We start from the raw sequence: 25,987 nt of genomic DNA on the forward strand, positions 1-25,987 counted from the left end.
ACGATGCCGGCGCCGACGGTACGGCCACCTTCGCGGATAGCGAAGCGCAGCTTTTCTTCCATCGCGATCGGAACGATCAGCTCAACGGCAACCGTGACGTTGTCGCCAGGCATAACCATTTCCGTGCCTTCCGGAAGCGTAACGATACCCGTCACGTCCGTCGTGCGGAAGTAGAACTGCGGACGGTAGTTCGTGAAGAACGGCGTATGACGGCCGCCTTCTTCCTTCGTCAGGATGTAGGCTTCGGCCATGAACTTCTTGTGCGGCTTGACCGAACCCGGCTTGCACAGGATCTGGCCACGCTCAACGCCGTCACGGTTAACACCACGGATCAGCGCGCCGATGTTGTCGCCGGCCTGGCCCTGGTCGAGCAGCTTGCGGAACATTTCAACGCCGGTAACCGTCGTCTTCGACGTGTCGCGGATGCCGACGATTTCAACTTCTTCGCCAACCTTGACAATGCCGCGCTCAACGCGACCGGTCACAACCGTACCACGGCCCGAGATCGAGAACACGTCTTCGATCGGCATCAGGAACGGCAGGTCGATCGGACGCTCAGGCGTCGGGATGTAGGCGTCAACAGCGGCCATCAGCTCGCGGATCGCGTCTTCGCCGATCTTCTTGTCCGAATCTTCAAGAGCAGCAAGTGCCGAACCCTTGATGATCGGAATGTCGTCGCCCGGGAATTCGTAGGACGACAGCAGTTCGCGAACTTCAAGCTCGACGAGCTCGAGAAGCTCGGCGTCGTCAACCTGGTCGACCTTGTTGAGGAACACGACGATCGCCGGAACGCCAACCTGGCGAGCAAGCAGGATGTGCTCGCGGGTCTGCGGCATCGGGCCGTCAGCAGCCGAGCAAACCAGGATCGCGCCGTCCATCTGCGCTGCACCGGTGATCATGTTCTTGACGTAGTCGGCGTGGCCGGGGCAGTCGACGTGCGCGTAGTGACGGTTCGCCGTCTCATACTCAACGTGAGCCGTCGAAATCGTGATACCACGGGCCTTTTCTTCCGGAGCAGCGTCGATCTGGTCGTACGCCTTGTACTCGCCGAAGTACTTCGTGATCGCTGCAGTCAGCGACGTCTTGCCATGGTCAACGTGGCCAATCGTGCCAATGTTAACGTGCGGCTTGTTGCGCTCAAATTTGCTCTTTGCCATNCGTGATCGCTGCAGTCAGCGACGTCTTGCCATGGTCAACGTGGCCAATCGTGCCAATGTTAACGTGCGGCTTGTTGCGCTCAAATTTGCTCTTTGCCATGGGTACGTTTCCTGTGGTCAAGTATGATTGATCAGCCGGCGGGGCCGGTTTGTGGAGCCGTTTAAGGGTTTCAAGGGATTTGCGCAAGACTTAATTGCGTACGCCCGGACCGGCCACGGCCGCCTTTTCCTACCTCATGTAAGAATGGCGCATCGAAGATGCAAGCCGGGCAGATTCCCGAATCACTTCGTCGCGTGACGAAAGAACAAACAACAGCTTACGATGAGCAGTTGAAGCGTCGCATTAAAAAGGAGAAAACGTCAGCGCGCTGCTGGAGCGGGTAGCGGGAATCGAACCCGCGTATTCAGCTTGGAAGGCTGCTGCTCTACCATTGAGCTATACCCGCGGGCCTTCGATCCAGAAGCAGAATGGTGGAGGGAGTTGGATTTGAACCAACGTAGGCTGAGCCAACGGATTTACAGTCCGTCCCCTTTAACCACTCGGGCATCCCTCCATTATTCTGTCGGGATCAAGTCGACCAAGCATTTGAGATCGTGAGACATCCAGCGATTTGTCGTTGCCGCCTCTCGATCTGCGCCGGGTATATGACGGCCCGCCTTGCTCCTGTCAACACGCCAGAACGGAAAATTTGTGAAATTCTCCACAGGTCCGCTTTGTCCACCACTATCGAATTCCGTTCCCAGGCCAAGCGAAGCGCTCTATAAGGCAGGCATGAGCAAAGATGATACGGGCGACAAGAGCGCCAAGAACACCCATTACGCCACTCTCAGACGCGCCCACCGCGACGCCAAGCGCGAGCGCGGAGAAATTCCGACGCCAAAGCAGGATCGCTGGCGCAAGCAGCCGGGCGACTGGAAGCCGCCCGTGCTCGCACCCGAACAGGTGCTGCTCTATGGCCTGCATACCGTTCGCGCGGCACTCGACAACCCGGCGCGCAAGATCGTTCGCCTGTGCGTGACCCAGAACGCTGCGACGCGTCTGGAGCTCGGCGAGTTCTCCGAACTTCCCTTCCCGGTCGAGACCGTGGCGCCGCAGGACCTCGACAAGATCCTCGGGCCCGACGCCATTCACCAGGGCGTGATGCTTGAAACCAAGCCGCTGCCGCTGCGCAAGCTCGAGGCACTCAGCGAATCCAGGCTCATTCTCGTGCTCGACCAGGTCACCGATCCGCACAATGTCGGCGCGATCATGCGTTCGGCCGTTGCGTTCGATGCTGGCGCCTTGATCACCACCATCCGTCACAGCCCGACCGAATCAGGCGTTCTTGCGAAATCAGCCTCCGGCGCCCTGGAAATGATCCCCTATATCCAGATCACCAATCTCGCCGACACGATCGACGAACTGCACCGCCTCGGCTTCCACACGATCGGGCTCGATTCGGAAGGACCGGCCCCGCTCGAAGGCACCTTCGCCGGCGACAAGGTCGCGCTGGTGCTTGGTTCGGAGGGCAAGGGTCTCAGGCAGAAGACACGGTCGACCGTCAAGGCGCTCGCCCGCCTCGACATGCCCGGCGCAATCAAGTCGCTGAATGTGTCGAATGCGGCAGCGATCGCCATGTATGCGGCGCGTCAGTTCCTGAGCAAATAAGACGGCCGGTCGTTAAGATCGCCAAACACCTGTGAAGCTCTCCGGCTACTTGAAGCCGGAGAGGCTAGCCCGCCGAATAGAGCCATTGATTGGCGATACCGGAAGCATCCGCGGGTGTCTACCTCGACGCTGGGGAACCGATCCCCGTGTAGCAGCTGCGATGCACGCCGTTGCTGTCGTCAGAAACGCGTCGCTATATCTTCGTCAACTCGAAGCCATAGGCTCTGATTGCTCGCCGTCGGGCATCCGTCGCGAAGCTTCTTCCAGGTGGTGACGTTGAGGTTCATCTCGCAGCGCGCAAGATAGGAAATGCCGCCGACGCGCAGGCAGGCGATCTGCCCGAGCTCGTATTTCGAGCCATCGCGATTGCGGCAGGTGCAGCGCGTGTCCGGCGGCGACGCATACCCGACATCGGCGGCCACCAGCGCGACCACCGCAGCGATGACAGCCAAGGGCCTTCTCCGCCGGTCTTTCATGAGCGCATCATAATACAGATCCGCTGACACGAAAACGGACAATGCCGGCTGCATGCTCAACCGGCACCGTCCGCAATGGGGCCAACGCCCCTTCATCGGACCACTGACGTGATCCGATGAACTCTTGTTTTAGCTGGCCAGACGAAGGACAGTGCCTTCGGCAATGGTCTTTTCTGCCTCGGCGATCGCGAACTGCTTGGAGTCGGCGCTGAGGTTCAGGCCCTCGGCGCGCACAAATTCGACGTCTGTGATACCGAAGAAGCCGAAGACCGTCTTCAGGTAGGATTCCTGATGATCCATCGCCGAAGCCGGGCCGGCGGAATAGTGGCCACCGCGGGTCGAAGCAATGATAACCTTCTTGCCCTTGGCGAGGCCTTCCGGGCCAGATTCGGTGTAACGGAAGGTCTTGCCGTTCACGGCGAGACGGTCGATCCAGGCTTTGAGCTGGCTCGGAATGGAGAAGTTGTACATCGGCGCGCCGACGATGACAGTGTCGGCAGCCAGGAATTCTTCGAGCATCTCGCGGCCGATCTTGACTTCGGCAGCCAGGTCGGCGTCAACACCTGCGAGATCGGCAGGCGCCATGATCTGTGCGCCGGTCAGATGCGGGATCCGGCTGGTGGCGAGATCGCGGTAGGCAACTTTGGCATCCGGACGGTCTGCCTTGATCTGAGCGGTGATCGCCGCCGTCAGGCGACGGGAAACGGAGTGATCACCCAGAATACCGGAGTCGATGTGAAGGACGTTCATGTGAAGCACCTTTGTGTTGGCGTTGCGGTGCATCACATATGATTGGAAAACAATCGCGCGATAAGTCAGCGGTTATTTGACATACTGTTTCCGGATAGAAACAGTGAGACCGCGATCGGCGATGGGAGACGGAAATAGATGCAGGACCTGAACGACCTCGCCCTCTTCGCGGCCGTCGTGCGCAACAACGGCTTCAGTGCCGCGGCGCGTGATCTGAATATCCCCAAATCCAAGCTCAGCAAACACGTGGCGCGCCTCGAAGAGCAGCTCGGCGTCCGGCTGCTGGAGCGTTCGACGCGCAAGCTTCGCGTGATCGGACGCGTCTTCTACGAACATTGCCAGAGCCTGCTCGATGGCGTTGCCGTGGCAGAGGCCGAGATCGCCGCCGTCAAGGCCGAGCCGACCGGTACGGTCAGGCTCGCCTGCCCGCTCGGCTTCACGCCGATGCTCGCCGACATCCTGCCTGCGTTCCATCGCCGTTATCCCGGCGTTCGCCTGCTGATTACTGCCACCAACCGGCGGATCGATCTGATCGAGGAAAGGATCGACGTGGCGTTGCGCGCCCGCGATCAACTGGACACCGACAATCAGCTGATCATTCGCAGGTTCGGAGAAGTGCGCCAGAGGTTGGCGGCGAGCCCCACCCTGCTCACCCGCTTCGACGACGTCACCATCGAAAATCTCAACGAGATGCCGACACTGTCGATGAACGAGCAGCACGCCACCGACGTCTGGCGCCTCGTCGATAGCGAAGGCAACACCACCGAAATTTCGCACCGGCCGATCATCGGCTGCAGCGATTTCCTCATCCTCGAGCGCGCAGCGATCGAGGGCATGGGCGTAGCGTTGCTGCCCGACCACATCTGCGAACGCGCCTTCCGCGCCGGCGTGCTTGCCCCGGTGCTGCCAGAATGGAGCTCGGGCGACGTCGTCGTCCACCTCGTCTTCCCCTCACGCCACGGCATGCTGCCGGCGACGCGCGCCCTGATAGACTACCTCGCCGACAATTTGCTGAACGCCCTGCAAAAATGCAGAGAGATCACGCCCCGGGGCGCTGGGACGTTCGATATCTGAAACGCTGTGCCAACCGGCCGACAAGTCGCGTGGTGCCTGGCCGCAATAGCGGTGATTTCGCCAAAAAGCACACGACCGCCTCATGAGGCGGTCAAAAATCCAGCAAGTAATTGAAAAAGTGGTGCCCCCACCAGGACTCGAACCCGGGACCCCCTGATTACAAATCAGGTGCTCTACCAACTGAGCTATAAGGGCACTTTCAGCGGTGGGAGTTATCATAATCTCACAGCGTGTAAAGCAAAATTGCGAATTCTCCCAATTTTTCAGATGCGTTTAGGGTCAGGCCGTGCCAGAAACGAAGCCTAGGCTCGGCCACCGCGGCGATGCTCAACATGTTGAACGGACTGAAAATTCATGGCTCGCACGTTCACTTCCCTCGCATTCCTTGCCTCTCCAGCGGAAGAGGCGCAAAAGGCGGCGGCTGATCTGAAGGCCATCTACGGCGATCATGAGGCCGACAAGGCCGACGTGATCGTCGCGCTCGGCGGTGACGGCTTCATGTTGCAGACGCTGCACCAGACGATGAATTCGGGCAAGCTCGTCTATGGCATGAACCGGGGGTCTGTCGGGTTCCTGATGAATCGCTACAGCACCGAAAATCTGACGGCGCGCATCTGCAATGCCGTCGAGAATGCCTTTCACCCGCTGGAGATGCAGACCACTGACGGTGAAGGCGCGACATTCACGGCGCTCGCCATCAACGAGGTCTATCTGTTCCGGCAATCCTACCAGGCAGCCAAGCTGCGCGTCGTCATCGACGGCAAGACCCGGCTCGAGGAATTGACCTGCGACGGATTGCTGCTGGCCACGCCCGCCGGCTCCACCGCCTATAATCTCTCGGCCCATGGTCCGATCCTGCCGCTGGAAGCCCCTCTTCTGGCGCTGACGCCCGTCAGCCCGTTCCGTCCGCGGCGGTGGCGCGGCGCCCTGCTGCCAAACCATGTCACCGTCGAGATCGAAATCCTCGAGGCCGACAAGCGCCCGGTCAACGCCGTTGCCGACCACCAGGAGGTCAAGTCGGTGGCGAAGGTGCGTATCGCCGAATCGGAAAACATGACCGCCCGCATTCTCTCGGATCCCGATCATTCCTGGTCGGACCGCATCCTGGCCGAGCAATTTTCCAATTGAGCCGACGTTCTGAACGCGCGATATGGTATGATTTCCGCGATCGCCGGATCATCGGCGAAGGACCAATTTTGCAGCCAGCGCCGCGTCGCAGTTCGAACGGGAAATCAAAAGCAATGCACAAGCCTCTCCTCCTTGCGCTTCTTCTCGCCATGGCCGGCGCGAACGCCCATGCCGAGGATGCGAGCGTGGTTTCGCCCGAAGTGACCTTTGTCACCAGCACAGGCTACTGGGAAGAAAGCGGCGATCGGCTTTCGGCCCTGGACCCGAACGGCACGCAGGCGGAAGCAACCACTAAGCCGAAGAGTGCCGAAGGCGCACGGCGCGGCTACTACAAGCTGATCGCGCTGCGGCAACAGGACGGCACCGCACATATTCACCTGCAGCAGATCGAGGCGACGCCCGCTGGGCCGGAAGTCGTCTCATCCGCCGAACTCGAGGAATTCTCGTCGCTGAGGGCTTATGTCACGGACATACGGCCGGAAACATCCACAGGCGTGACCGCGCAGCCCGGCATGTTCGCGACCGTTTATCTGAAGACCGACCCTGCCGCCCGCGAGCCGGAGAGTTGGACGGTCCTGATCGACGATCTCGGCGACATCAAGGTCGAGCGGGCATCGAACTGAAGCGCATCGCGATCTCCAATGACCGCGCGCACTTTGCGTGCCACGCTCTAAGCCAAAAACAAAGGCCGGATGAAAACACCCGGCCTTCTTCGTCCCGTACGTCCTACGTCATGCCGGCACACGAGCGCCGAGCAGTGCCAGACTAGTTCAAATCATCCACGACGGCATCAGCACCACCGCTGACGCGGTGGGCAAGGGCTGCCTCCATGAACTCGTTCAACTCGCCGTCCAGTACATCACCCGGCGCCGTGCTTTCGACGCCGGTGCGCATGTCCTTGACCAGCTGGTAGGGCTGCAGCACGTAGGAGCGGATCTGGTGGCCCCAGCCGATATCGGTCTTCGATGCTGCTTCGGCGTTGGCCGCGTCTTCGCGCTTCTTCAACTCGGACTCGTAAAGGCGGGCGCGCAGCATGTCCCAGGCTTTGGCCCGGTTCTTGTGCTGAGAACGTTCTTGCTGGCACTGTACGACGATACCGGAAGGCATATGCGTGATGCGCACCGCAGAGTCGGTGGTGTTGACGTGCTGGCCGCCGGCGCCCGACGAGCGATAGGTGTCGATACGGCAATCGCTCTCGTTGATGTCGATCTGGATCGAGTCGTCGACAACCGGATAGACCCAGATCGAAGAGAACGACGTATGGCGACGCGCGTTGCTGTCATAGGGCGAGATGCGAACCAGGCGGTGGACGCCCGATTCGGTCTTCAGCCAACCATAAGCATTGTGGCCCTTGACGAGCAGTGTGGCCGATTTGATGCCAGCCTCTTCGCCGTCCTGAATTTCCATCAGTTCGACCTTGTATCCCTGGCGCTCGGACCAGCGGGTGTACATGCGCAACAGCATGTTGGCCCAATCCTGGCTCTCGGTGCCGCCGGCACCGGAATGCACTTCGAGATAGGTGTCGTTCTGGTCCGCTTCGCCGGACAGCATCGCCTCGACCTGCTTCTTGGCCGCTTCATTGCGCAGTTCGCGCAACGCCTGTTCGGCGTCGGCAACGATGGCGGCATCGCCCTCTTCTTCACCGAGCTCGATCAGTTCGATGTTGTCGCTGAGCTGCTGCTCGAAACGGCGCAGGCCGTTGATGCCATCGTCGAGTTGCTGGCGCTCGCGCATCAGCTTCTGCGCTTCGGCCGCATCATTCCAGAGCGACGGATCTTCCGCCTTGTTATTCAACCAGTCCAGTCGTCTTACCGCCTGATCCCAGTCAAAGATGCCTCCTCAGCAGGCTTATGGCCTGCTTGATTTCGTCGACAATGTTCTCGATTTCGCTGCGCATGATCCTGCTTCTTGTGAACCCGATTTAACGTGAGCGTCAAATAGCGATGCCCGCCGCTGATGTAAAGGCGGCGGGCATCGGGAGACTGGGAAAGGGCCTAGAACAGGCCGTTGGAACCGGATGTGACAGCCTGGTTTGCCTGCGGGGAATTCTTCAAAATTTCCTCCGGCGGCACGTACTGGTCGAGGCCGCCGATGACCGAGAAGGTATCGGCCGGGCCGGTGCCAGGCTTGAAGGCTTCGATGATCGTGTCCGGCTCGCCCTCGTAGGCCGCCATGCCGGTCTTGCGGTTGACGGCGATCATGTTCATGCCTTCCGGCACCACGAACTTGCCCGGGCGCGAACCCTTGACGGCTTCCTGCATGAAATTGTTGAAGATCGGCACGGCAAGGCTGCCACCTGTCGCGCCGCGACCGAGCGGGGCCGGATTGTCGAAGCCGAGGTAGAGGCCGGCGACGAGATCAGGCGTGTAGCCGACGAACCAGGCGTCCTTCTCGTCGTTGGTGGTGCCGGTCTTGCCGGCAACAGGGCGATCGAGCGTGATCTTGCCGGCGGCGGTGCCACGCAGGACCACCCCCTCCATCATCGAGGTGATCTGGTAGGAGGTCATCGGGTCGAGAACCTGTTCGCGGTTGTCGGTCAAGACAGGTTCTTCCTGGTTGCCCCAATCAGCCGCGTTGCAGTTGTCGCAGGTCCGGTCTTCATGACGGAAGATCGTCTTGCCGTAGCGGTCCTGGATCCGGTCGATCAGCGAAGGCTTGATCTGCTTGCCGCCATTGGCAAGAACCGAATAGGCCGAAACCATGCGCAGCACCGTCGTTTCGCCCGAGCCCAACGACATCGCCAGCAGCGGTGGCATCTTGTCGTAGATGCCGAAGCGTTCGGCATATTCGGCAACGATGTTCATGCCCATGTCGTTCGCAAGGCGAACCGTCATCAAGTTACGCGATTTCTCGATGCCGAGGCGCAGCGTCGACGGGCCGGCCGAGCCGCCGCCATAGTTCTCAGGGCGCCAGACCTGGCCACCGGCAACGATTTCGATCGGCGCATCGAGAATAACGGATGCGGGCGTATAGCCGTTGTCGAGCGCAGCAGCATAAACGAACGGCTTGAACGAGGAACCCGGCTGGCGCATCGCCTGGGTCGCGCGGTTGAATTCCGACTGACCGTAGGAAAAGCCGCCGACCATCGCCAGCACGCGGCCGGTCTGCGGATCCATCGCGACGAGGCCACCCTGGACCTTCGGCGGCTGACGCAGGCGGTATTCACCCTTTTCTGCCAACGGCTCGACATAGACGACGTCGCCCGGGCCCAGCACACCTTCAGGCGACTTGGCGGATTTGCGTTCGCCAGCGGCCGAGCGATAGGCCCACTGCATGTTCTTTGCGGAGATATGACCGGTCACGCGTTCTGCGATGATCTTGCCGGAGGCTTCCTTGTCCGGCTGGATGCCGATCTCGACACCCTGACCATCGGCCGAAAGCACGACAGCGAGCTTCCATTCCGGCACGTCGGCCAAGGACACGACCTTGCCGAGCGGCTCGCCCCAGTCGCCGCCGATCTCGATCGACTTGACCGGACCGTGGAAACCGCGGCGTTCGTCATAGCTGAGCAGCCCGTCTTGCAGCGCCTTGCGCGCGGCGATCTGCATGCGCGGATCGAGTGAGGTACGGACCGAAAGGCCACCTTCATAAAGCGCGTTGTCGCCGTACTTCTGAATGATCTGCCGACGCACTTCCTCGGCAAAGAAATCGGATGCGAAGAGATGTGCGCCACCGCGGCGAGGATTGACGCCGAGCGGCTGCTTCTTGGCGTCTTCGCCGTCGGTCTTGGTGACGTAGCCGTTCTCGACCATACGGTCGATGACCCAGTTGCGTCGCTCGATCGCAGCATCCACCTTGCGGAAAGGATGGTAGTTGGCCGGACCCTTCGGCAGAGCCGCAAGGTACGCAGTTTCTGCGATGGTCAGTTCTGTCACCGATTTATCGAAATAGGTGAGTGCTGCACCGGCGATGCCATAGGAATTGAGGCCGAAGAAGATCTCGTTGAGATAGAGTTCGAGAATACGGTCCTTGCTATAGGCCTGCTCGATACGGAAGGAGAGGATCGCTTCCTTGACCTTGCGGTCGATCGTCTGGTCCGACGAAAGCAGGAAGTTCTTGGCCACCTGCTGCGTGATCGTCGACGCGCCGACGGGGCGGCGACCCGATCCGAAATTCTGGAGATTGACGGTGATGGCACGCGCGAGACCGGTGATGTCGACGCCCGGGTGCTGATAGAAGTTCTTGTCTTCGGCCGAAATGAATGCCGCCTTGACACGGTCCGGGATCGCCTGGATCGGCAGATAGAGACGCCGCTCGCGGGCGTACTCCGCCATCAGCGCGCCGTTACCGGCGTGAAAGCGCGTGGTGACCGGCGGAGAATACTTCGCCAATACCTCGTAATCCGGCAAATCTTTGGTGACGCTGCCGAGATAGATGGCAACGGCCGCGGCGACACCGAGCAGCAAGAACGCACCAATGCCGAAGAAATATCCAATCAGTCTGATCATCAGTCAGATACCGGTACCTTATTATCGTCCAATCGCCAGGCCGCAAAAGCCAATCGAGACGCTTCCCGTCCCAACGGTCCGCATTTCGTCGGCCTGGCCAAACGCTTCTATCAGAAATCGTCTGGCATTGCGGCTACACGCGCCCACCCAGTTCCTCATATGGCGAGGGCCACCGGGCATCAACACTGTTTCCCAACAAATCCGGGCGCAATTCGGGTTAGGTCCCGGATTGTGCGTAAAATAGGGCTTGTTTCCGATTATCGAGTGCGCATCCTGTTGAAAAGCATATCGCTGTTACCGAGGCGACACAAATCACATCGTATGCTGCGCCGTCAAACAGATCATCGCGACCGGATCTCAGCCGCCGTTTGCGACAGCCTGTTCGCGGTAGCGCTTCACGGCAACGGCGAGCAGGCCGGACACTTTCTTGCGCCATTCCGGATCGAGCAGCAGCTTCTCATCGTCCTTGTTCGACATGAATCCGAGCTCGAGCAGGATCGACGGAACATCCGGCGCCTGCAAGACACGGAAGCCCGCGTGACGGTGCGGATTGTTGATGAGGTTGATCTGCCCCTCGAAGGACGACACGACAGTGCGTGCCATGTTGACCGAGAAAGCCTGGGTCTCGCGGCGCGTCAGGTCGATCAGGATATCGGCGACTTCGGCCGGCTCGCTCTGGAGCGGTACGCCAGCGATCTCGTCCGAAAGGTTTTCGCGCTGCGCCAGGTCGGCCGCCAGATGGTCGGACGCCTTGTCGGAAATCGTATAGACGGTGGCGCCGCGAATGTCCTTCTGTCTCAATGTGTCGGCATGGATCGAAATAAACAGATTGGCGCCTTTGTTGCGGGCGATCTGCACGCGTTGCGGCAGCGACAGGAAAACGTCCTTGTCGCGGGTCAGAAAAGCTTCGATGCCGCCTTCGCGGTTGAGCGTGGCGACAAGCTCCTGCGCGAAGGCAAGCGTGACATGCTTTTCCTCGGTCTTGGTGCCGCTGCCGATCGCGCCGGTGTCGATACCGCCGTGGCCGGCATCGATCGCAATCACGAATGCACCGGTCTTTTGCGCAGGTGCAATTGTCGGCCGATCCGTTTTTGCCGAGACCACCGAGCCCGTCCACTGCTGATCCCCAAGAAGCGCGTCGAACCGGGTTTGGTCGACCTTCTCGGCATCGATGACCAGGCGATAACTCTTACCGCCCTCTTGCTCGATGACTTCGGCATGGGTGACCGCTACCGGCCCCTTTGCCGACAACACGAGGCGAGAACTGCCGGCGCCCATGCCGCCATAGCGGATGGCCTCGAACAATCCCCGCGGCTCGAGGCTCTCGGCCTTCAGGCCAAAGGCGGTTTCCGGCAGATCGACGACGACACGCACGGGGTTTGCCACATAATGAATGGAAAAGTCGGGTTTGCGGTCGAACTCGACCACGACACGTGTGCGCGCGTCGTCACCGGCAACCCGTGCGCCGAATGCCAGAAACGGTGCCGACTCGGCGGCGTATGCTATCGGTCCGGTCATCATCAAGACGCCTGCAACGAACACTGAAGCCGCGACGCGCGCGCCGCCGCGCAGCAGTGTCGACAACAGTGAAGCGTGCATATGATTAGCCGAAGGCTTCACCCGGTCTCTCCGTCAATCCACGAAATTCGAGCGGTCAAAGCGCCGGGCGTCCGCCCACACATACCGCGACATCCCTTGATCAATGAACCCTTATGGTTAACCAAAGCTTGACAGCGCTCCTTACGCAACGCGGCCAAGGCATATGATTCGCCGTTCCCCGACCTACTCTACCGGGGCAAGCGAATCGATCATTATTGTGGCGGCACAGGCTTTTCCCTTGCCAATGTGACATAGAAAACATAAAAGCATCACAAGGAGAAAGTGTTGACGGGATAGAATCGTGGGCCGGGCAGCCGGAGCTTTCCAGAGCTTGGCGCCAGGGAGTGATCGAGCCGGAATTGCCGGTTGCAACCGTATCATCTTTCCGCGGCCGCAAGGTGTTCATCCGCCGTCGCTGCATTTCCTCCCCGTACACTGGATCGTAAATTTCCGGCGGTGGCCGGAGTTCTTAGCGGTGATTTTTCACCGGCAAGCCCGCAAGCGGGCGCATTCATCGGGTCTTTATGAGACCTTTGACATTGGCATTCTTGTTTGGTCATTGATGTTGACTCAGCGGTATCGGTCAGAAGTAAAGAGGCCCCGGAACGTAACCGTTCCGGCTGCCATCTGGCTGCTGCACCATCACCTGCACCAGACAGGACCTTTCACATCCGGCGCAACCTCTGACGCGAGTGGCAGTCTTCCCATGGAAGAACGTCTGCCGCCCGTTCCGTTGTCGCGCCGAGGAGCACAACTTAGATGGCAGAGAAAATGCTTATCGATGCGTCTCACTCTGAAGAGACGCGCGTCGTTGTCGTTCGCGGGAACCGCATAGAAGAATTCGACTTCGAATCGGAACACAAGAAACAGATCCGCGGCAACATCTACCTGGCAAAGGTAACGCGAGTGGAGCCTTCGCTCCAGGCGGCCTTCGTCGACTACGGCGGCAATCGCCACGGATTCCTGGCCTTCGCCGAAATCCATCCCGACTACTACCAGATCCCCCTCGCCGACCGTCAGGCGCTGTTGAAGGCGGAAGCCGAAGAAGCGCGCCGCGACGACGATGTCGAGCACGTTGAGACGGCAACGCCGACCCAGAGCGGGCTCAGCGTTCCGGTCGATCTGGAAATCGCCGCTGAAACGGAAGTCGTCACCGAGACGGCAGCCGAAGCTGTCGTCGAGGTCGATGCGCCCGCCGAGAAGCCCAAGGCAAAGCCGAAGCGCCCACGCCGCACCAAGGCGAGAATCGCCGAAGAGGCCGCTGCAGCTGCAGCGACCGAAGAGGCCGATGCCGGCGAAGAAAGCAATGGTGGCGAGATGGCCGCCATGGTCGACACCGATTCGGTCTCGGAAGACGTCGACAGCCGCCGCCGTCGCGATGACGACGACGATGATGACGACAACCACGACGGCGAAAAGGAAATTATCGAGTCGGTCGGCGCCGAAGACGCGATGGAAGAGGTTCCGGATCGTCACGTCCGCAAGCCGCGCAAGCAGTATCGCATCCAGGAAGTCATCAAGCGTCGCCAGATCCTGCTCGTTCAGGTCGCCAAGGAAGAGCGCGGCAACAAGGGCGCAGCGCTGACGACCTACCTGTCGCTCGCCGGTCGCTACTCGGTGTTGATGCCGAACACGGCCCGTGGTGGCGGCATTTCCCGCAAGATCACCAACCTGCAGGACCGCAAGCGCCTGAAAGAAATTGCGCGTGGCCTCGAAGTGCCGCAGGGCATGGGCGTCATCCTGCGCACGGCCGGTGCCAACCGCACCAAGGTCGAGATCAAGCGCGACTTCGAATATCTGATGCGCCTTTGGGAAAACGTCCGCACGCTGACGCTCAACTCCACGGCCCCCTGCCTCGTCTACGAGGAAGGCAGCCTGATCAAGCGCTCGATCCGCGACCTCTACAACAAGGACATCAGCGAGATCGTCGTTTCCGGCGAGGAAGGCTACAAGGAAGCCAAGGGCTTCATGAAGATGCTGATGCCGAGCCACGCCAAGGTGGTCCAGCCGTACCGCGACGTGCATCCGATCTTCTCGCGCTCCGGTATCGAGGCGCAGCTGGACCGGATGCTGCAGCCGCAGGTGACGCTGAAGTCGGGCGGCTACATCATCATCAACCAGACGGAAGCCCTGGTTTCGATCGACGTGAACTCCGGTCGGTCGACCCGCGAGCATTCGATCGAGGACACGGCGCTTCAGACCAACCTGGAAGCCGCCGAAGAAGTGGCCCGTCAGCTGCGGCTTCGCGACCTTGCTGGCCTCGTCGTCATCGACTTCATCGACATGGAAGAAAAGCGGAACAACCGCTCTGTCGAGAAGAGGCTGAAAGATTGCCTGAAGAACGATCGTGCCCGCATCCAGGTCGGCCGCATCTCGCACTTCGGTCTGCTCGAAATGTCGCGCCAGCGCATTCGCGCTTCGGTGCTCGAATCGACGATGCAGACCTGCCCGCATTGCAACGGCACGGGTCACGTCCGCTCGCAGTCTTCGGTCGCGCTGCATGTCCTGCGCGGTATCGAAGAGCATCTGCTCAAGAACACCACCCACAACATCACCGTTCGCACGATCCCCGATATCGCGCTCTATCTGCTCAACCAGAAGCGCGCCACGATCATGGATTACGAACAGCGCTTCGGCGTCTCGATCATCATCGAGGCTGACGCCCATGTCGGCGCGCAGCATTTCGCGATCGATCGCGGCGAGCCGGTCGAAAACCCGGTCAAGATCGAACAGATTCTGCACTTCGAGCCCGAGCCCGAAGAAGACGATGACATCGTGATCGAAGAGGATCTCGACGAGGAAGAAGCAGAAGAAGTCGTCGTCGAACAGCGCCAGGAGCAGCCGAAGGCTGCGGCCCAGGCCGACGATCAGAACGGCCGCAAGCGCAAGCGTCGTCGCCGCCGTCGCGGCAAGGGCAGCCAGCAGGCGGAAGGTGCGACCGCACAGGACGCCGATGCGACTGAAGATGCCGATGACGCATCCGAAAGCGATGCCGACGAGGACGAAAACGATACGGATGCGCTGACCGCCGATGGCGAACAGAAGCGCAAGCGTCGCCGTCGCGGCAAGCGCGGTGGCCGTCGCAACCGACCAGAACTCGGCGAAGGTGAAGTCGAAGGCGAGGAGCAGGCTGCTGCATCCGGCGACGGCGAAGCGGGCGAGCAAGGCGACGCGGAAGCACCCGTAGAAGCCGAGGTCGAAGCGGTAGCCGTCGTTGCCGAAGCCGAGACCGTCGCGGAAGCGGTGGAACCGGTCGTCGAGAAGGCCGCCAAGCCGAAGCGTACACGCAAGAAGGCCGTCAAGGCTGAGGAGCCTGTCGTCAGTGCCGACGAGGCAGCACAGACCGCGGTCGAAGCACAGCCGGAAGCGGCTGAGCCGGTGCCGGCAGCAATCGAAGAAACGGCCGCTGACCTCGAAGAAGGCAAGCCTGCTCGAGCGAACCGCGACCTTTCGACGATCGCATCGGAACCGGTGCTGACCTCGACGGTCACGAACAAGAACGAAGGCACCGAAGAAGACCAGTCCAAGCCCAAGAAGGGCGGATGGTGGCAGCGCCGCGGCTTCTTCTAAGCCGCGCCTGAACTTCGGACGAACAGAAAAGCCCGGACCTTGGTCCGGGCTTTTTTCGTTTCCGTTTGGAGACAATCGAAAGCGTGTATTCGCTGCGAGTTTGAATCAAGGGCTTCGCAAAAAGAGTCTGGAAAAGGCCGCAACTCGATGAAACCACAGAGGATCAGGCGATCCAGCGGGCGATCCGCTCCATCGCTTCGGTCATGTCGGCTATCGATCCGGCATAGGAGAACCGCATCGTACGATGCCCTTCAAGCGGATCGAAATCGAAGCCGGGCGTTGCCGCCACGTTGATTTCCGCCAGCATCCGCCGGGCAAATGCCATGCTGTCATTGGTGAAGCGACTGACATCCGCATAGGCATAGAAAGCGCCATCCATCGGTGACGCGATCGAAAAGCCGATCTCCGGCAGGCGCTTCAACAGCATATCGCGATTGGCCGCATAGGCCGCCTTGTAGCCATCGAGCTCAATCTGCGCACCGAGCGCCGCCTCCGCCGCGATCTGCGACAGCTCCGGCGGCGAAATGTAGAGGCTCTGGGCGATACGCTCAAAGCCGCGAACCTGCAGTTCCGGCAGCACCATCCAGCCGATACGCCACCCGGTCATGCAGTAGTATTTGGAGAAGGAGTTGATGACGAAGACGTCGTCGGTCACCTCCAGTGCACTTGCCTCTTCACCGGCGAAGGTCAGCCCATGATAGATTTCGTCGGAGATGAAGGCGATGTTTTCGGCGCGGCAGTAGTCGGCAAGCGCCTTGAGCCCCGCTTTGCCCGTGACCGTTCCTGTCGGATTGGCCGGGCTCGCCAGAAGCACGCCCTTCAGCGGGCGCCCGATCTTCGCGGCAGCACGCGCCAGGTTTTCCGGCGTCAGCGTGAAGCCGCTCTCGGCATTGGCCTCGACCTCCACGACCGTCAGGCCGAGCGCTGCGAGAATGTTGCGGTAGGCTGGATATCCGGGTCGCGCGATTGCGACGCAATCGCCGGGGTCGAAAAGCGCGAGGAAGGCAAGATTGAACCCGGCTGACGACCCGGTGGTCACGGCAATGCGCTGCGGGTCAAGCGCTATACCGTGGCGCTTTTGATAGTGCCGGGCGATCGCGGTTCTGAGAGACAAGGTGCCAAGTGCGTCGGTGTAGCCGAGCCGGCCATGCTCGAGCGCCTTGCGCGCCGCATCCAAAGCCGCCTTCGGCGCAGGATGCGCCGGTTGGCCGACAGCCATCGAAATCACCGGATGGCCGGCGTCGCGTCGGCGCGTTGCCTCGGCCAGCACGTCCATGGCATGAAAGGGTTCGATAGCACTGCGGTTCGACAATTCTACCAAGGTAATATCCTCAAGAAGCGGCCTATACCAACCTGCGCTGATATTGACCTATTGTTTGGGACCGTGTGCGGTCATCCGGGCGGGAGCGTACCGCCGAGCGATGCCTTGGCATCGGTCGAGGATTGTGAAGCTGCCGTGGCCGGCACAAGGCCCGCCCGAAGGGCCGGGCGCTTCTGGCCTCCGGATAGCGTCGACAATCCTCACCGGACCACATGGTGTCTCCTCGCCAGAAACCAAGATCGCTCCGACGCAATGGGTCAATATCAGCACAGATTGGTACTACATGCCGCCCCCTTGCCCGATCGTTTAAAGCTTCACAAGTGCGCGAGCGCCGTATTTCCGCCGATTTTGCCGTTTCGTTTCGCCGGAGCCCACCCTATGCTGCCCGCGTGTTGCGGTGTTGGAGATTCCTGTTGTCTTTTACAAGCGCGCATTGACGCCGTATCGCGACATGGACGACAGACAGGGCAGGCAGAGACAACGAGGTAGAAATGAATTTCAGCACGAAAATGATTGCCGCCGGAACGCTCGCCGCGTTCATGGCAGGGGTCAGCTTGCCGCAAAGCGCACTCGCGCTCGACCAGAAACAGAAGGAAGAGTTTGGCGCCTTCATCAAGGAATACCTGCTCGCCAATCCGGAAATCATGCTCGAAGTCCAGGAGGCGCTGGCTACAAAGCAGCGCGCCAAGCAGCAGGAAGCAGCTGAAGGTGCGATCGCCGAAAACAAGAAGGCGATCTTCAACTCAGACTACGACATGGTACTCGGCAATCCTGATGGAGACGTCACCGTCGTCGAGTTCTACGACTACAACTGCGGCTATTGCAAACGTGCGCTGACGGACATGGACGAGATCCTGTCGAAGGACAAGAACATCCGCTTCGTGCTGAAGGAATTGCCGATCCTCGGCCCGGATTCGCTGGCTGCCCACAAGGTCAGCGCTGCATTCCGTCTCGCCGCGCCGGAGAAGTACGGCGAGTTCCATCGGGCCCTGCTCGGCGGCGAGGACCGCGCAACCGAGGAAACGGCGATTGCCGTTGCCGGCAAGCTCGGCGTCACCGAAAAGCAGCTGCGCGCCAAGATGGAAAAAGAGCCGCATGATGCCGCGGTACGCGAGGCCTACACCCTTGCCAACGATCTCGGCATCACCGGCACGCCCTCCTACGTGATTGGCAACGAGGCGGTGTTCGGAGCCGTCGGTGCCGAGGAAATCAGCACCAAAGTGTCCAATATGCGCAGCTGCGGCAAGACCGCCTGCTGACCGCCTGCATTGGCCGTCCCGTCCCAACTGTGGACAAATCCCGCGAGGACCCAAAGGGCTTTTCCTCGCGGGACCATCAGTCTATAGGTAACCCTCTATCACTGGACCGGAATCCCGCATGCCCACCAAAATTTTCGTGCTGAACGGCCCCAACCTCAATGCGCTCGGCAAGCGCGAACCGGGGATTTATGGCGGCCAGACACTCGCCGACATCGAGGCGATGTGCACCACGGAAGGCAAGACGCTGGGACTGGAGGTCGATTTTCGGCAATCCAACCACGAAGGCACGCTTGTGGACTGGCTGCATGAGGCCGGCGAAAAGGCGGCGGGCGTCGCTATCAATCCGGCAGCCTACGGCCATACGTCGATCGCGCTGCACGATGCCATCCGCGCAATCGGCATCCCGGTGGTCGAACTGCATCTTTCCAACATCCACGCGCGTGAAGAATTCCGCCACAAGTCGATGATCGCCCCGGCGGTCAAAGGCGTCATCTGCGGTTTCGGCGCGCAGAGTTACATTCTGGCGCTGCATGCGCTAAAGAACCTGACAGAAACGTCGAAATAAAAAGAACACGAGGCTCATATCCCATGGCTGACAAGAAACCCGGTATCGACCAGGCGCTGATCCGCGATCTCGCCAATATCCTGAACGACACGGATCTCACCGAGATCGAAGTGGAGCAGGAAGACCTCCGCATCCGCGTATCGCGCGCCGGCACGCCGGTCGCCATGTCGATGCCGACCTACCAGGCCCAGCCGGCCGTCCACGCTGCGCAGCCCGCTGCAGTTGTCGCTCCGGCCGAGACCAGCCGCAATTCCAAAAACGCCTTAACGGCTCCGATGGTCGGTACGGCCTACCTCGCGCCGGCCCCAGGCGCCCGCCCGTTCATCGAGGTCGGTACCGTGGTCAAGGAAGGTCAGACGGTCCTGATCATCGAAGCGATGAAGACCATGAACCAGATCCCTGCCCCGCGTTCGGGCAAGGTGACCGAAATCTTCGTCCAGGACGCAGCCCCCGTCGAGTATGGCGAGCCGCTGATCGTAATCGAATAAGGCGGCGCTGCGATGATCTCGAAAATTCTCATTGCCAATCGCGGCGAAATCGCCCTTCGCGTACTGCGCGCCTGTAAGGAACTCGGCATCGCGACGGTGGCCGTCCATTCCACGGCTGACAGCGACGCCATGCATGTGCGTCTGGCCGACGAAAGCGTCTGCATCGGTCCTCCGCCGTCGCGCGATAGCTATCTGAACATTCACCAGATCGTCGCCGCCTGCGAAATCACCGGCGCTGACGCCGTGCACCCGGGTTACGGCTTCCTGTCGGAAAACGCCAAGTTCGCCGAAATCCTCGACGCCCACGACATCACCTTCATCGGTCCGACGGCGGAACATATCCGCATCATGGGCGACAAGATCACCGCCAAGAAGACGGCGCAGGAACTTGGCATCCCCGTGGTTCCGGGCTCCGACGGCGAAGTGAAGCCTGAGAACGCCCTCGAAGCCGCGCGCAAGATCGGCTTCCCGGTTCTGATCAAGGCGACCGCCGGCGGCGGTGGCCGCGGCATGAAAGTCGCCAAGACCGAGGCTGACCTCGACGAGGCCGTGTCAACCGCTCGTTCCGAGGCGCTTGCGGCCTTCGGCAATGACGCTGTTTACATGGAGAAGTATCTCGGCAAGCCGCGCCACATCGAAATCCAGATCGTCGGCGACGGCGAAGGCAATGCGATCCATCTCGGCGAGCGTGACTGCTCCTTGCAGCGGCGCCACCAGAAGGTGTGGGAAGAGGCAAACTCCCCTGCCCTCAACGTCGAGCAGCGCATGAAGATCGGCCAGGTTTGCGCCGATGCGATGAAAAAGCTGAAGTACCGCGGCGCAGGCACGATCGAGTTCCTCTACGAGAATGGCGAGTTCTATTTCATCGAAATGAACACCCGCCTCCAGGTGGAGCATCCGATCACCGAAGCGATCACCGGCATCGACCTGGTGCACGAACAGATCCGCGTCGCATCGGGTGGCGGGCTTTCGGTCAAGCAGGAAGACATCGTGTTTTCCGGCCACGCGATCGAGTGCCGTATCAATGCCGAAGATCCGCGCACCTTCGTCCCCTCGCCGGGCACAATCACGCATTTCCACGCACCGGGCGGTCTCGGCGTTCGCGTCGATTCTGGTGCCTATCAGGGCTACCGTATCCCGCCTTACTACGACAGCTTGATCGGCAAGCTCATCGTCCATGGCCGGACCCGTGTCGAATGCATGATGCGCCTTCGTCGCGTGCTCGACGAATTCGTCATCGATGGTATCAAGACGACGCTGCCGCTGTTCCAGGACCTGATCAACAATCAGGATATCGCGAACGGCGAATACGACATCCATTGGCTGGAGCACCATCTGGCCACGACGTCCGAATAGGACCGTGCATTGAAAGGGACGCGCAGCAAGCAACCCGACGTAACACCGGACATGCTGCTGCGCGCCTATTCCATAGGCCTGTTTCCGATGGCCGATTCGGCTGACGATCCAGAGCTTTTCTGGGTCGAGCCGGAAATCCGCGGCGTCATTCCGCTCGATGGCTTTCACGTCTCGCGCAGTCTTGCAAAGACAATCCGCAAGAGCCACTTCGACATCCGCTTCAACACCGCCTTCGAGGCCGTGATGGAAGGCTGCGCCGCGCCGGCGCCGGATCGCCCGACCACCTGGATCAACAACAAGATCCGCTCGCTTTACGCCACGCTTCACTCGATGGGCTACGCGCACAGCGTCGAAGCCTGGGAGGACGATGCGCTGGTCGGCGGTCTCTACGGCGTCTCACTCGGCTCGGCATTTTTCGGCGAAAGCATGTTTTCCAGACGCACCAACGCGTCCAAGATCTGCCTCGTGCATCTGGTGGAGCGCCTGCGCGCCAAGGGCTTTGAATTGCTGGACACCCAGTTCACGACCGAGCATCTCAAGTCCTTCGGTGCGATCGACGTGCCGAAGGCGGAGTATGAGATCATGCTCGCCAATGCGATGAACTCTCCGGATCTATCGTTTTGAGCTCATCGTCGACCTGAGCCCCCGGTGCAAACGCCCATTTCCACCCCGTCTCAGACCCTTCAAAGTGCCCAGGGATGTCCGCGCCAGAGCATCGCCCGCTCACAAAAGGAGTCGCGCAACCGCTCTATCGCTTTGTTTTGCCAAATTTATTTGCGGGAGCTATTCTACTGGACTTCCAAGACATTACGGACGGCTTGTCACGGCATGGCCGGTGCGGACGTCCGCGAAGCGAAACCATCACGAGATGGTCCACCGCCGCCCGTTGTGCGCGCTCGTTCCGGCGCACCGAAGAGCGGGTTGGCACAGAAAAGTTGAGGGCATATCGCAGCCGCGTTCAAGGGCGCCTGCCAGGCAAGGCTACCTCTTGGAGGCAGTATCCGGTGGCGGCAGGTCCGACGTCGCTTTGCAGGACTGCAGCCAGACATCATAGACGGGGTGCTCGACGGCGTTGAGGCCGGGGCTGTCGGCAAACATCCAGCCGGTAAAGATCCGCCTGATCTTGCGGTCAAGCGTAATCTCGTCGACCTCGACGAAGGTGGTGATCTTCTGAGCTTCCGTGTCGTCCCTGTTATAGCAGACGCGCGGCGTTACCTGCAGGGCGCCAAACTGGACGGTCTCACCGATATAGACGTCAAAGGTCGTGATGCGGCCGGTGATCTTGTCGATGCCGGAAAACACGGCGACGGCGTTGTTTACCCGCGCGGCCTCGGCCGTACCGGCCGAGGAAATCATCGGCAGCGCGGCAAGCGCAGCGACACAGAGCCGGCTCGACATCTGGCCGATTGTTTTCCGCAGATAAGAACCCGCCATTCCCGCCTGTCTCCCGCGCGCTTCGCATTCACCGTTGATGGATATCAGGCGCTAAACATGAAATGTGGCCGCCCCGTGGTCATCGGACCATTTCGCGGGCGGCGCGCCTTGTCCGACGACAAGCGTCTCAGGAGCCCGGCGTCCAGGCGTCATAATCACCCGTTACGCGCGGACGCGCACCGGTACCGGCGATCGAACCCTGCGGCCGGTAAGCGTTGGCCGTACCAGTCGGGTTCGGACGATGTGGCTTCTGCCACTCGCGAGCGACGTATTTTTCGTCAGCCGGCGAAACGTCGGTGCGGTGATGCATCCAGCCGTGCCAGCCGGCCGGAATAGCAGAGGCTTCGGCATAACCGTTGTAAATCACCCAACGGCGCGTCCGGCCTTCGGAGTCCTTACCGCCCTGATAATAGACGTTGCCGAGCTCGTCTTCGCCGACACGTTGACCGTTACGCCAGGTATGAAACCGCGTTCCGATCGTCTGTTGGTTCCACCAGGTGAAAATCTGCAGCAGGAGCTTCATGGATGCCGTCCTCAACCGACCGTTGGGAAGGCGGCCGGATACCAAAACTATGTCCCCGCTTATGCCCCGCCACTCCAGGCTTGTCCAGTGATTCCGAGGCAAACACAGTCATTTCAGCGGCATGTGGAACCCGAAATGGCTGCGTACAAAACCGAGACGTTCGTAGAAGCGATGCGCGTCGGTGCGCGTCGCATTAGAGGAGAGCTGGACCTTTGCTGCCCCCTCCTCGCGCGCACGCTCGATCGCATGACGTATCATGCGTGCGCCTATGCCACGGCCGCGCATGTCTTTACGGGTTTGCACGGCCTCGATCAGCAGTCTTGGCCGGCCGCGTCCAGGAAGCGAGGTCAATAATGTTGCCTGGAAAGTGCCGACCACTTCTTCACCGAGGCGGGCGACATAAAGGGTTTGAAGCGGTGATGCCTCGATGCGCGCGAAGGCCGCGAGATAGTCGTCGAAAGCCTCCGGCTCGACCGTGTCACCGTGTCCGCCAACGTCGTCGGCGGCAAAGAGCGCGATGATCGCCGGTAGATCAGCCCGCTCGGCCTTGCGGATATCCAAGTCAGTCAGCGCGTGCATGTTTTCCTCCGGGCGTCACCATCAGCACCGAGCATCAATCATCAGAAGGCTAGCGTTTCGCGACAGCCAACCCTAACCGCGCGATCTTCCCCGGAGGAAGGCGACGGCCGCTAACCTCAGAGGAACGACGGCGTCAGACCAACGGTTTTTCGAGGATGAGTGCCAGAAGCCCCGACTGGTCGTCGCCGCAATCGCTGGTTTGACCGACTTCGGAAAAGCCGTGAGTCCGGTAGAATGCGAGGGCATGAAGGTTCTGCGGCTCGACCTCGACCCGCATGCGCTCGGCATCCGGGAAGCAGGTTTCGAGTTCGGCGAAAATGTCGCGGCCGATGCCCTGCCTCTGCAGTTTCGGCAGGACGTAAAGCTGGTGGAGCACCACGGTCTTCTTCAACGTATCTGACATGGACGCATAGCCCATGCCGCCAATGCTGCGACCATCGTCGGCAACCAGGAATTCCGCGTCCTTGCGCTCTAGCCGGACCTTGAGCGCCGGTAGCGAATGCCAGCGGCCCGTCAGTTCGTTGACCTTCTCGACGCCATAGAAGGTGTCATAGGTCGCGTGCCACGTCTCGACGAGCAGCGCGCGAACCTTTTCCAGATCGCGCTCGCTCGCCGTGCGGACGAAGAACATCGTTTATTCCTCGATGCCGAGCTTGGCCTTGACCAGTGCCTGAACGGCCTGCGGATTAGCCTTGCCGCCGGTCGACTTCATCACCTGGCCGACGAACCAGCCAGCGAGCGAAGGCTTTGCCTGCACCTTGGCAACCTGGTCCGGGTTGGCGGCGATGATCTCGTCGACCGCCTTCTCGATGGCGCCGGTGTCTGTTACCTGCTTCATGCCACGCGCTTCAACGATCTCGGCAGGATTTCCGCCTTCGTTCCAGACGATTTCGAAGAGGTCCTTGGCGATCTTGCCGGAAATCGTCTCCGCCTTGATGAGATCGATGATGCCGCCGAGCTGGGCAGGGGAAACCGGAGTCTCTTCAATAGCTTTGCCGGCTTTGTTCAAGGCGCCGAGCAAGTCGTTGATGACCCAGTTTGCAGCGATCTTGCCGTCACGGCCTTCGGCCACAGCCTCGAAATAGTCGGCAATCGACTTTTCGGAAACGAGCACCGAGGCGTCATAGACCGACAGGCCCATGGCGCTGACAAAGCGTTCCTTCTTGTCGTCAGGCAGTTCCGGCAGGTCGGCTTTCAGCGCATCGACGAAGGCCTGGTCGAATTCGAGCGGCAGCAGGTCCGGGTCCGGGAAGTAGCGATAGTCGTGCGCGTCTTCCTTGGACCGCATGGAGCGTGTCTCGCCCTTGTTCGGGTCGAACAGGCGCGTTTCCTGGTCGATAGAGCCGCCGTCTTCCAGAATTCCGATCTGACGGCGCGCTTCATATTCGATCGCCTGACCGATGAAGCGGATGGAGTTGACGTTCTTGATTTCGCAGCGCGTGCCAAAACCTTCGCCGGGGCGACGGACCGAAACGTTGACGTCGGCGCGCATCGAACCTTCGTCCATGTTGCCGTCACAGGTGCCGAGGTATCGCACGATCGAACGCAGCTTGGTCATGTAGGCCTTGGCCTCGTCGGACGACCGCATGTCGGGCTTTGAGACGATTTCCATCAGCGCCACGCCGGAGCGGTTGAGGTCGACATAGGACATCGACGGATGCTGGTCGTGCATCGACTTGCCGGCATCCTGCTCGAGATGCAGGCGCTCGATGCCGATCTCGACGTCTTCGAACTGGCCCTGGCGATCAGGCCCGACGGAAATGATGATCTTGCCTTCGCCGACGATCGGATCCTTGAACTGCGAGATCTGATAGCCCTGCGGCAGGTCGGGATAGAAGTAGTTTTTGCGGTCGAAGATCGAGCGGTTGTTGATCACGGCCTTGAGACCGAGGCCGGTGCGGACCGCCTGCCTGACGCATTCCTCGTTGATGACGGGCAGCATGCCAGGCATGGCCGCATCGACAAGCGACACGTTGGCGTTGGCCGGCTTGCCGAATTCGGTCGATGCACCCGAGAACAGCTTCGAATTGGAAAGCACCTGGGCATGGACCTCCATGCCGATGATAACCTCCCAGTCGCCAGTGGCGCCAGGGATGAAGCGTTTGGAATCGGGAGTGCGGACGTCGACAATGCTCATATCATGCTCTTCTTTGAAGCCTGAATTCTTGGTTTCTCGGTAGAGCAATTGCCGCAATGGTGCAAGTTGTTAGGCGCGATCAGCCGCCCCGCGATGACGTGGCGCACGGTTTAACCGCCGCTTAGCGGTCGCTATGGCAAAAGGTGGACATGGCCCTCACCGCTGCCAGTCTCCTGTGTTTCCTTGTCGCGATCAACATCACGAGCTTCTGCCAATTCTGGTACGACAAGCACGCGGCGCGATCAGGCTGGCGCCGCATCAGCGAGCGGACGTTGCTGCAATCGGCATTTTTCGGCGGCAGCATCGGTGCGATGGCCGGTCGCCAGGTCTTCAGGCACAAGACACGCAAGGAGCCGTTTCGAACACATCTCATTCTGATCGTCCTGTTCCAGATGATTGTGGCGGTTGCCTGCGCAATCTTTGCGAGCGGATATATTGACGCTTTCGTCGGTCTCTTCTAGGAAGCGTTCGTTCG

At 60.5% G+C, this 25,987-nt stretch carries 23 protein-coding genes, 3 tRNA genes and 1 pseudogene; 11 read left to right on the forward strand and 16 right to left on the reverse strand.

The features are described 5' to 3' along the window. The 4 genes and pseudogenes from tuf to ASD00_RS34315 form a co-directional block, all read right to left on the reverse strand. Positions 1–1,157, reverse strand: a 1,157-nt coding sequence (gene tuf, locus ASD00_RS34305; protein WP_057211408.1) for an elongation factor Tu, incomplete at both ends; no start/stop codon positions are given. Between the two features lies 1 nt (position 1,158). Continuing rightward, a pseudogene (locus ASD00_RS42575) lies at positions 1,159–1,257 on the reverse strand (GTP-binding protein); the annotation flags it as partial. 272 nt (positions 1,258–1,529) lie between these two features. Continuing rightward, a tRNA-Gly gene (locus ASD00_RS34310) sits at positions 1,530–1,603 on the reverse strand. A 23-nt stretch (positions 1,604–1,626) separates the two neighbouring features. Next, a tRNA-Tyr gene (locus ASD00_RS34315) sits at positions 1,627–1,711 on the reverse strand. Between the two features lie 218 nt (positions 1,712–1,929). On the opposite strand from ASD00_RS34315, the gene ASD00_RS34320 reads away from it, so the two are divergent. After that, positions 1,930–2,805 (forward strand): RNA methyltransferase, encoded by an 876-nt coding sequence (locus ASD00_RS34320; protein ID WP_025426650.1) that lies wholly within the window; start codon positions 1,930–1,932, stop codon positions 2,803–2,805. Between the two features lie 179 nt (positions 2,806–2,984). On the opposite strand, the gene ASD00_RS34325 is transcribed toward ASD00_RS34320, so the two are convergent. Continuing rightward, the gene (locus tag ASD00_RS34325; RefSeq protein WP_025426649.1) at positions 2,985–3,281 is read right to left on the reverse strand and encodes a hypothetical protein; all 297 of its coding nucleotides are present in this window, start codon (positions 3,279–3,281) and stop codon (positions 2,985–2,987) included. A 129-nt stretch (positions 3,282–3,410) separates the two neighbouring features. Then, positions 3,411–4,031 (reverse strand): FMN-dependent NADH-azoreductase, encoded by a 621-nt coding sequence (locus ASD00_RS34330; protein WP_025426648.1) that lies wholly within the window; start codon positions 4,029–4,031, stop codon positions 3,411–3,413. 138 nt (positions 4,032–4,169) lie between these two features. Here ASD00_RS34330 and ASD00_RS34335 point away from each other — a divergent pair, with 138 nt between their 5' ends. Beyond that, positions 4,170–5,105, forward strand: coding sequence for a LysR family transcriptional regulator (locus ASD00_RS34335; RefSeq protein WP_057211410.1), 936 nt, complete (start codon positions 4,170–4,172; stop codon positions 5,103–5,105). Between the two features lie 119 nt (positions 5,106–5,224). On the opposite strand, the gene ASD00_RS34340 is transcribed toward ASD00_RS34335, so the two are convergent. After that, a tRNA-Thr gene (locus ASD00_RS34340) sits at positions 5,225–5,300 on the reverse strand. Positions 5,301–5,459: 159 nt separating this feature from the next. On the opposite strand from ASD00_RS34340, the gene ASD00_RS34345 reads away from it, so the two are divergent. Next, positions 5,460–6,233: an NAD kinase gene (locus ASD00_RS34345; RefSeq protein ID WP_057211412.1), complete on the forward strand. Its 774-nt coding sequence runs from the start codon at positions 5,460–5,462 to the stop codon at positions 6,231–6,233. A gap of 113 nt (positions 6,234–6,346) precedes the next feature. Beyond that, the gene (locus tag ASD00_RS34350) at positions 6,347–6,856 is read left to right on the forward strand and encodes a hypothetical protein (RefSeq protein WP_025426645.1); all 510 of its coding nucleotides are present in this window, start codon (positions 6,347–6,349) and stop codon (positions 6,854–6,856) included. A 142-nt stretch (positions 6,857–6,998) separates the two neighbouring features. Here the strand turns inward: ASD00_RS34350 and prfB are convergent. The 3 genes from prfB to ASD00_RS34365 form a co-directional block, all read right to left on the reverse strand. After that, positions 6,999–8,130 (reverse strand): peptide chain release factor 2 gene (gene prfB / locus ASD00_RS34355; RefSeq protein ID WP_107027587.1). Its coding sequence is split into 2 segments (ribosomal slippage): positions 6,999–8,060 and positions 8,062–8,130, totalling 1,131 coding nucleotides; the frame shifts between segments, so codons are not numbered across the junction. Between the two features lie 97 nt (positions 8,131–8,227). Then, complete coding sequence (locus ASD00_RS34360) at positions 8,228–10,681, reverse strand: penicillin-binding protein 1A (protein WP_025426643.1); 2,454 nt, start codon at positions 10,679–10,681, stop codon at positions 8,228–8,230. A gap of 357 nt (positions 10,682–11,038) precedes the next feature. Next, a complete protein-coding gene (locus ASD00_RS34365; protein ID WP_225906184.1) occupies positions 11,039–12,202 on the reverse strand; it encodes an N-acetylmuramoyl-L-alanine amidase in 1,164 nt (387 codons plus the stop codon). An 837-nt stretch (positions 12,203–13,039) separates the two neighbouring features. Between ASD00_RS34365 and ASD00_RS34370 the strand changes: the two genes are divergently transcribed. Then, positions 13,040–15,850, forward strand: a complete 2,811-nt coding sequence (locus ASD00_RS34370; RefSeq protein ID WP_057211416.1) for a ribonuclease E/G — start codon at positions 13,040–13,042, stop codon at positions 15,848–15,850. 163 nt (positions 15,851–16,013) lie between these two features. Here ASD00_RS34370 and ASD00_RS34375 read toward each other — a convergent pair whose 3' ends face one another. Then, the gene (locus ASD00_RS34375) at positions 16,014–17,171 is read right to left on the reverse strand and encodes an aminotransferase class I/II-fold pyridoxal phosphate-dependent enzyme (protein ID WP_025426640.1); all 1,158 of its coding nucleotides are present in this window, start codon (positions 17,169–17,171) and stop codon (positions 16,014–16,016) included. 491 nt (positions 17,172–17,662) lie between these two features. Between ASD00_RS34375 and ASD00_RS34380 the strand changes: the two genes are divergently transcribed. The 5 genes from ASD00_RS34380 to aat all read left to right on the forward strand — a co-directional run bounded on the left by ASD00_RS34380 (position 17,663) and on the right by aat (position 21,463). Continuing rightward, positions 17,663–18,430: a DsbA family protein gene (locus ASD00_RS34380; protein WP_025426639.1), complete on the forward strand. Its 768-nt coding sequence runs from the start codon at positions 17,663–17,665 to the stop codon at positions 18,428–18,430. Positions 18,431–18,548: 118 nt separating this feature from the next. After that, positions 18,549–18,995 carry a type II 3-dehydroquinate dehydratase gene (gene aroQ, locus ASD00_RS34385; protein WP_025426638.1) on the forward strand — a complete coding sequence of 149 codons (447 nt, stop codon included), beginning with the start codon at positions 18,549–18,551 and terminating at the stop codon, positions 18,993–18,995. Positions 18,996–19,018: 23 nt separating this feature from the next. Then, on the forward strand, positions 19,019–19,483 hold the full coding sequence (gene accB / locus ASD00_RS34390) for an acetyl-CoA carboxylase biotin carboxyl carrier protein (protein WP_025426637.1): 465 nt from the start codon (positions 19,019–19,021) through the stop codon (positions 19,481–19,483). Between the two features lie 12 nt (positions 19,484–19,495). Beyond that, entirely contained in the window at positions 19,496–20,839 is a 1,344-nt protein-coding gene (gene accC / locus ASD00_RS34395; RefSeq protein ID WP_025426636.1) for an acetyl-CoA carboxylase biotin carboxylase subunit, read from the forward strand. 9 nt (positions 20,840–20,848) lie between these two features. After that, on the forward strand, positions 20,849–21,463 hold the full coding sequence (aat, locus tag ASD00_RS34400) for a leucyl/phenylalanyl-tRNA--protein transferase (RefSeq protein ID WP_025426635.1): 615 nt from the start codon (positions 20,849–20,851) through the stop codon (positions 21,461–21,463). A 357-nt stretch (positions 21,464–21,820) separates the two neighbouring features. Here aat and ASD00_RS34405 read toward each other — a convergent pair whose 3' ends face one another. The 5 genes from ASD00_RS34405 to gatB form a co-directional block, all read right to left on the reverse strand. Further along, entirely contained in the window at positions 21,821–22,273 is a 453-nt protein-coding gene (locus ASD00_RS34405) for a DUF2155 domain-containing protein (RefSeq protein WP_025426634.1), read from the reverse strand. 127 nt (positions 22,274–22,400) lie between these two features. After that, complete coding sequence (locus tag ASD00_RS34410; protein ID WP_025426633.1) at positions 22,401–22,796, reverse strand: NADH:ubiquinone oxidoreductase subunit NDUFA12; 396 nt, start codon at positions 22,794–22,796, stop codon at positions 22,401–22,403. A gap of 108 nt (positions 22,797–22,904) precedes the next feature. Beyond that, complete coding sequence (locus tag ASD00_RS34415) at positions 22,905–23,375, reverse strand: GNAT family N-acetyltransferase (RefSeq protein ID WP_025426632.1); 471 nt, start codon at positions 23,373–23,375, stop codon at positions 22,905–22,907. Positions 23,376–23,508: 133 nt separating this feature from the next. Beyond that, positions 23,509–24,006, reverse strand: coding sequence for a GNAT family N-acetyltransferase (locus ASD00_RS34420; RefSeq protein ID WP_025426631.1), 498 nt, complete (start codon positions 24,004–24,006; stop codon positions 23,509–23,511). Positions 24,007–24,009: 3 nt separating this feature from the next. Then, complete coding sequence (gene gatB / locus ASD00_RS34425) at positions 24,010–25,512, reverse strand: Asp-tRNA(Asn)/Glu-tRNA(Gln) amidotransferase subunit GatB (protein WP_025426630.1); 1,503 nt, start codon at positions 25,510–25,512, stop codon at positions 24,010–24,012. Positions 25,513–25,661: 149 nt separating this feature from the next. Between gatB and ASD00_RS34430 the strand changes: the two genes are divergently transcribed. Further along, the gene (locus ASD00_RS34430; protein ID WP_025426629.1) at positions 25,662–25,973 is read left to right on the forward strand and encodes a DUF1294 domain-containing protein; all 312 of its coding nucleotides are present in this window, start codon (positions 25,662–25,664) and stop codon (positions 25,971–25,973) included. The last annotated feature ends 14 nt before the right edge of the window (positions 25,974–25,987 follow it).

It is taken from the genome of Ensifer sp. Root31 (assembly GCF_001424825.1).
In the GTDB taxonomy this organism is placed as follows: domain Bacteria; phylum Pseudomonadota; class Alphaproteobacteria; order Rhizobiales; family Rhizobiaceae; genus Ensifer; species Ensifer canadensis.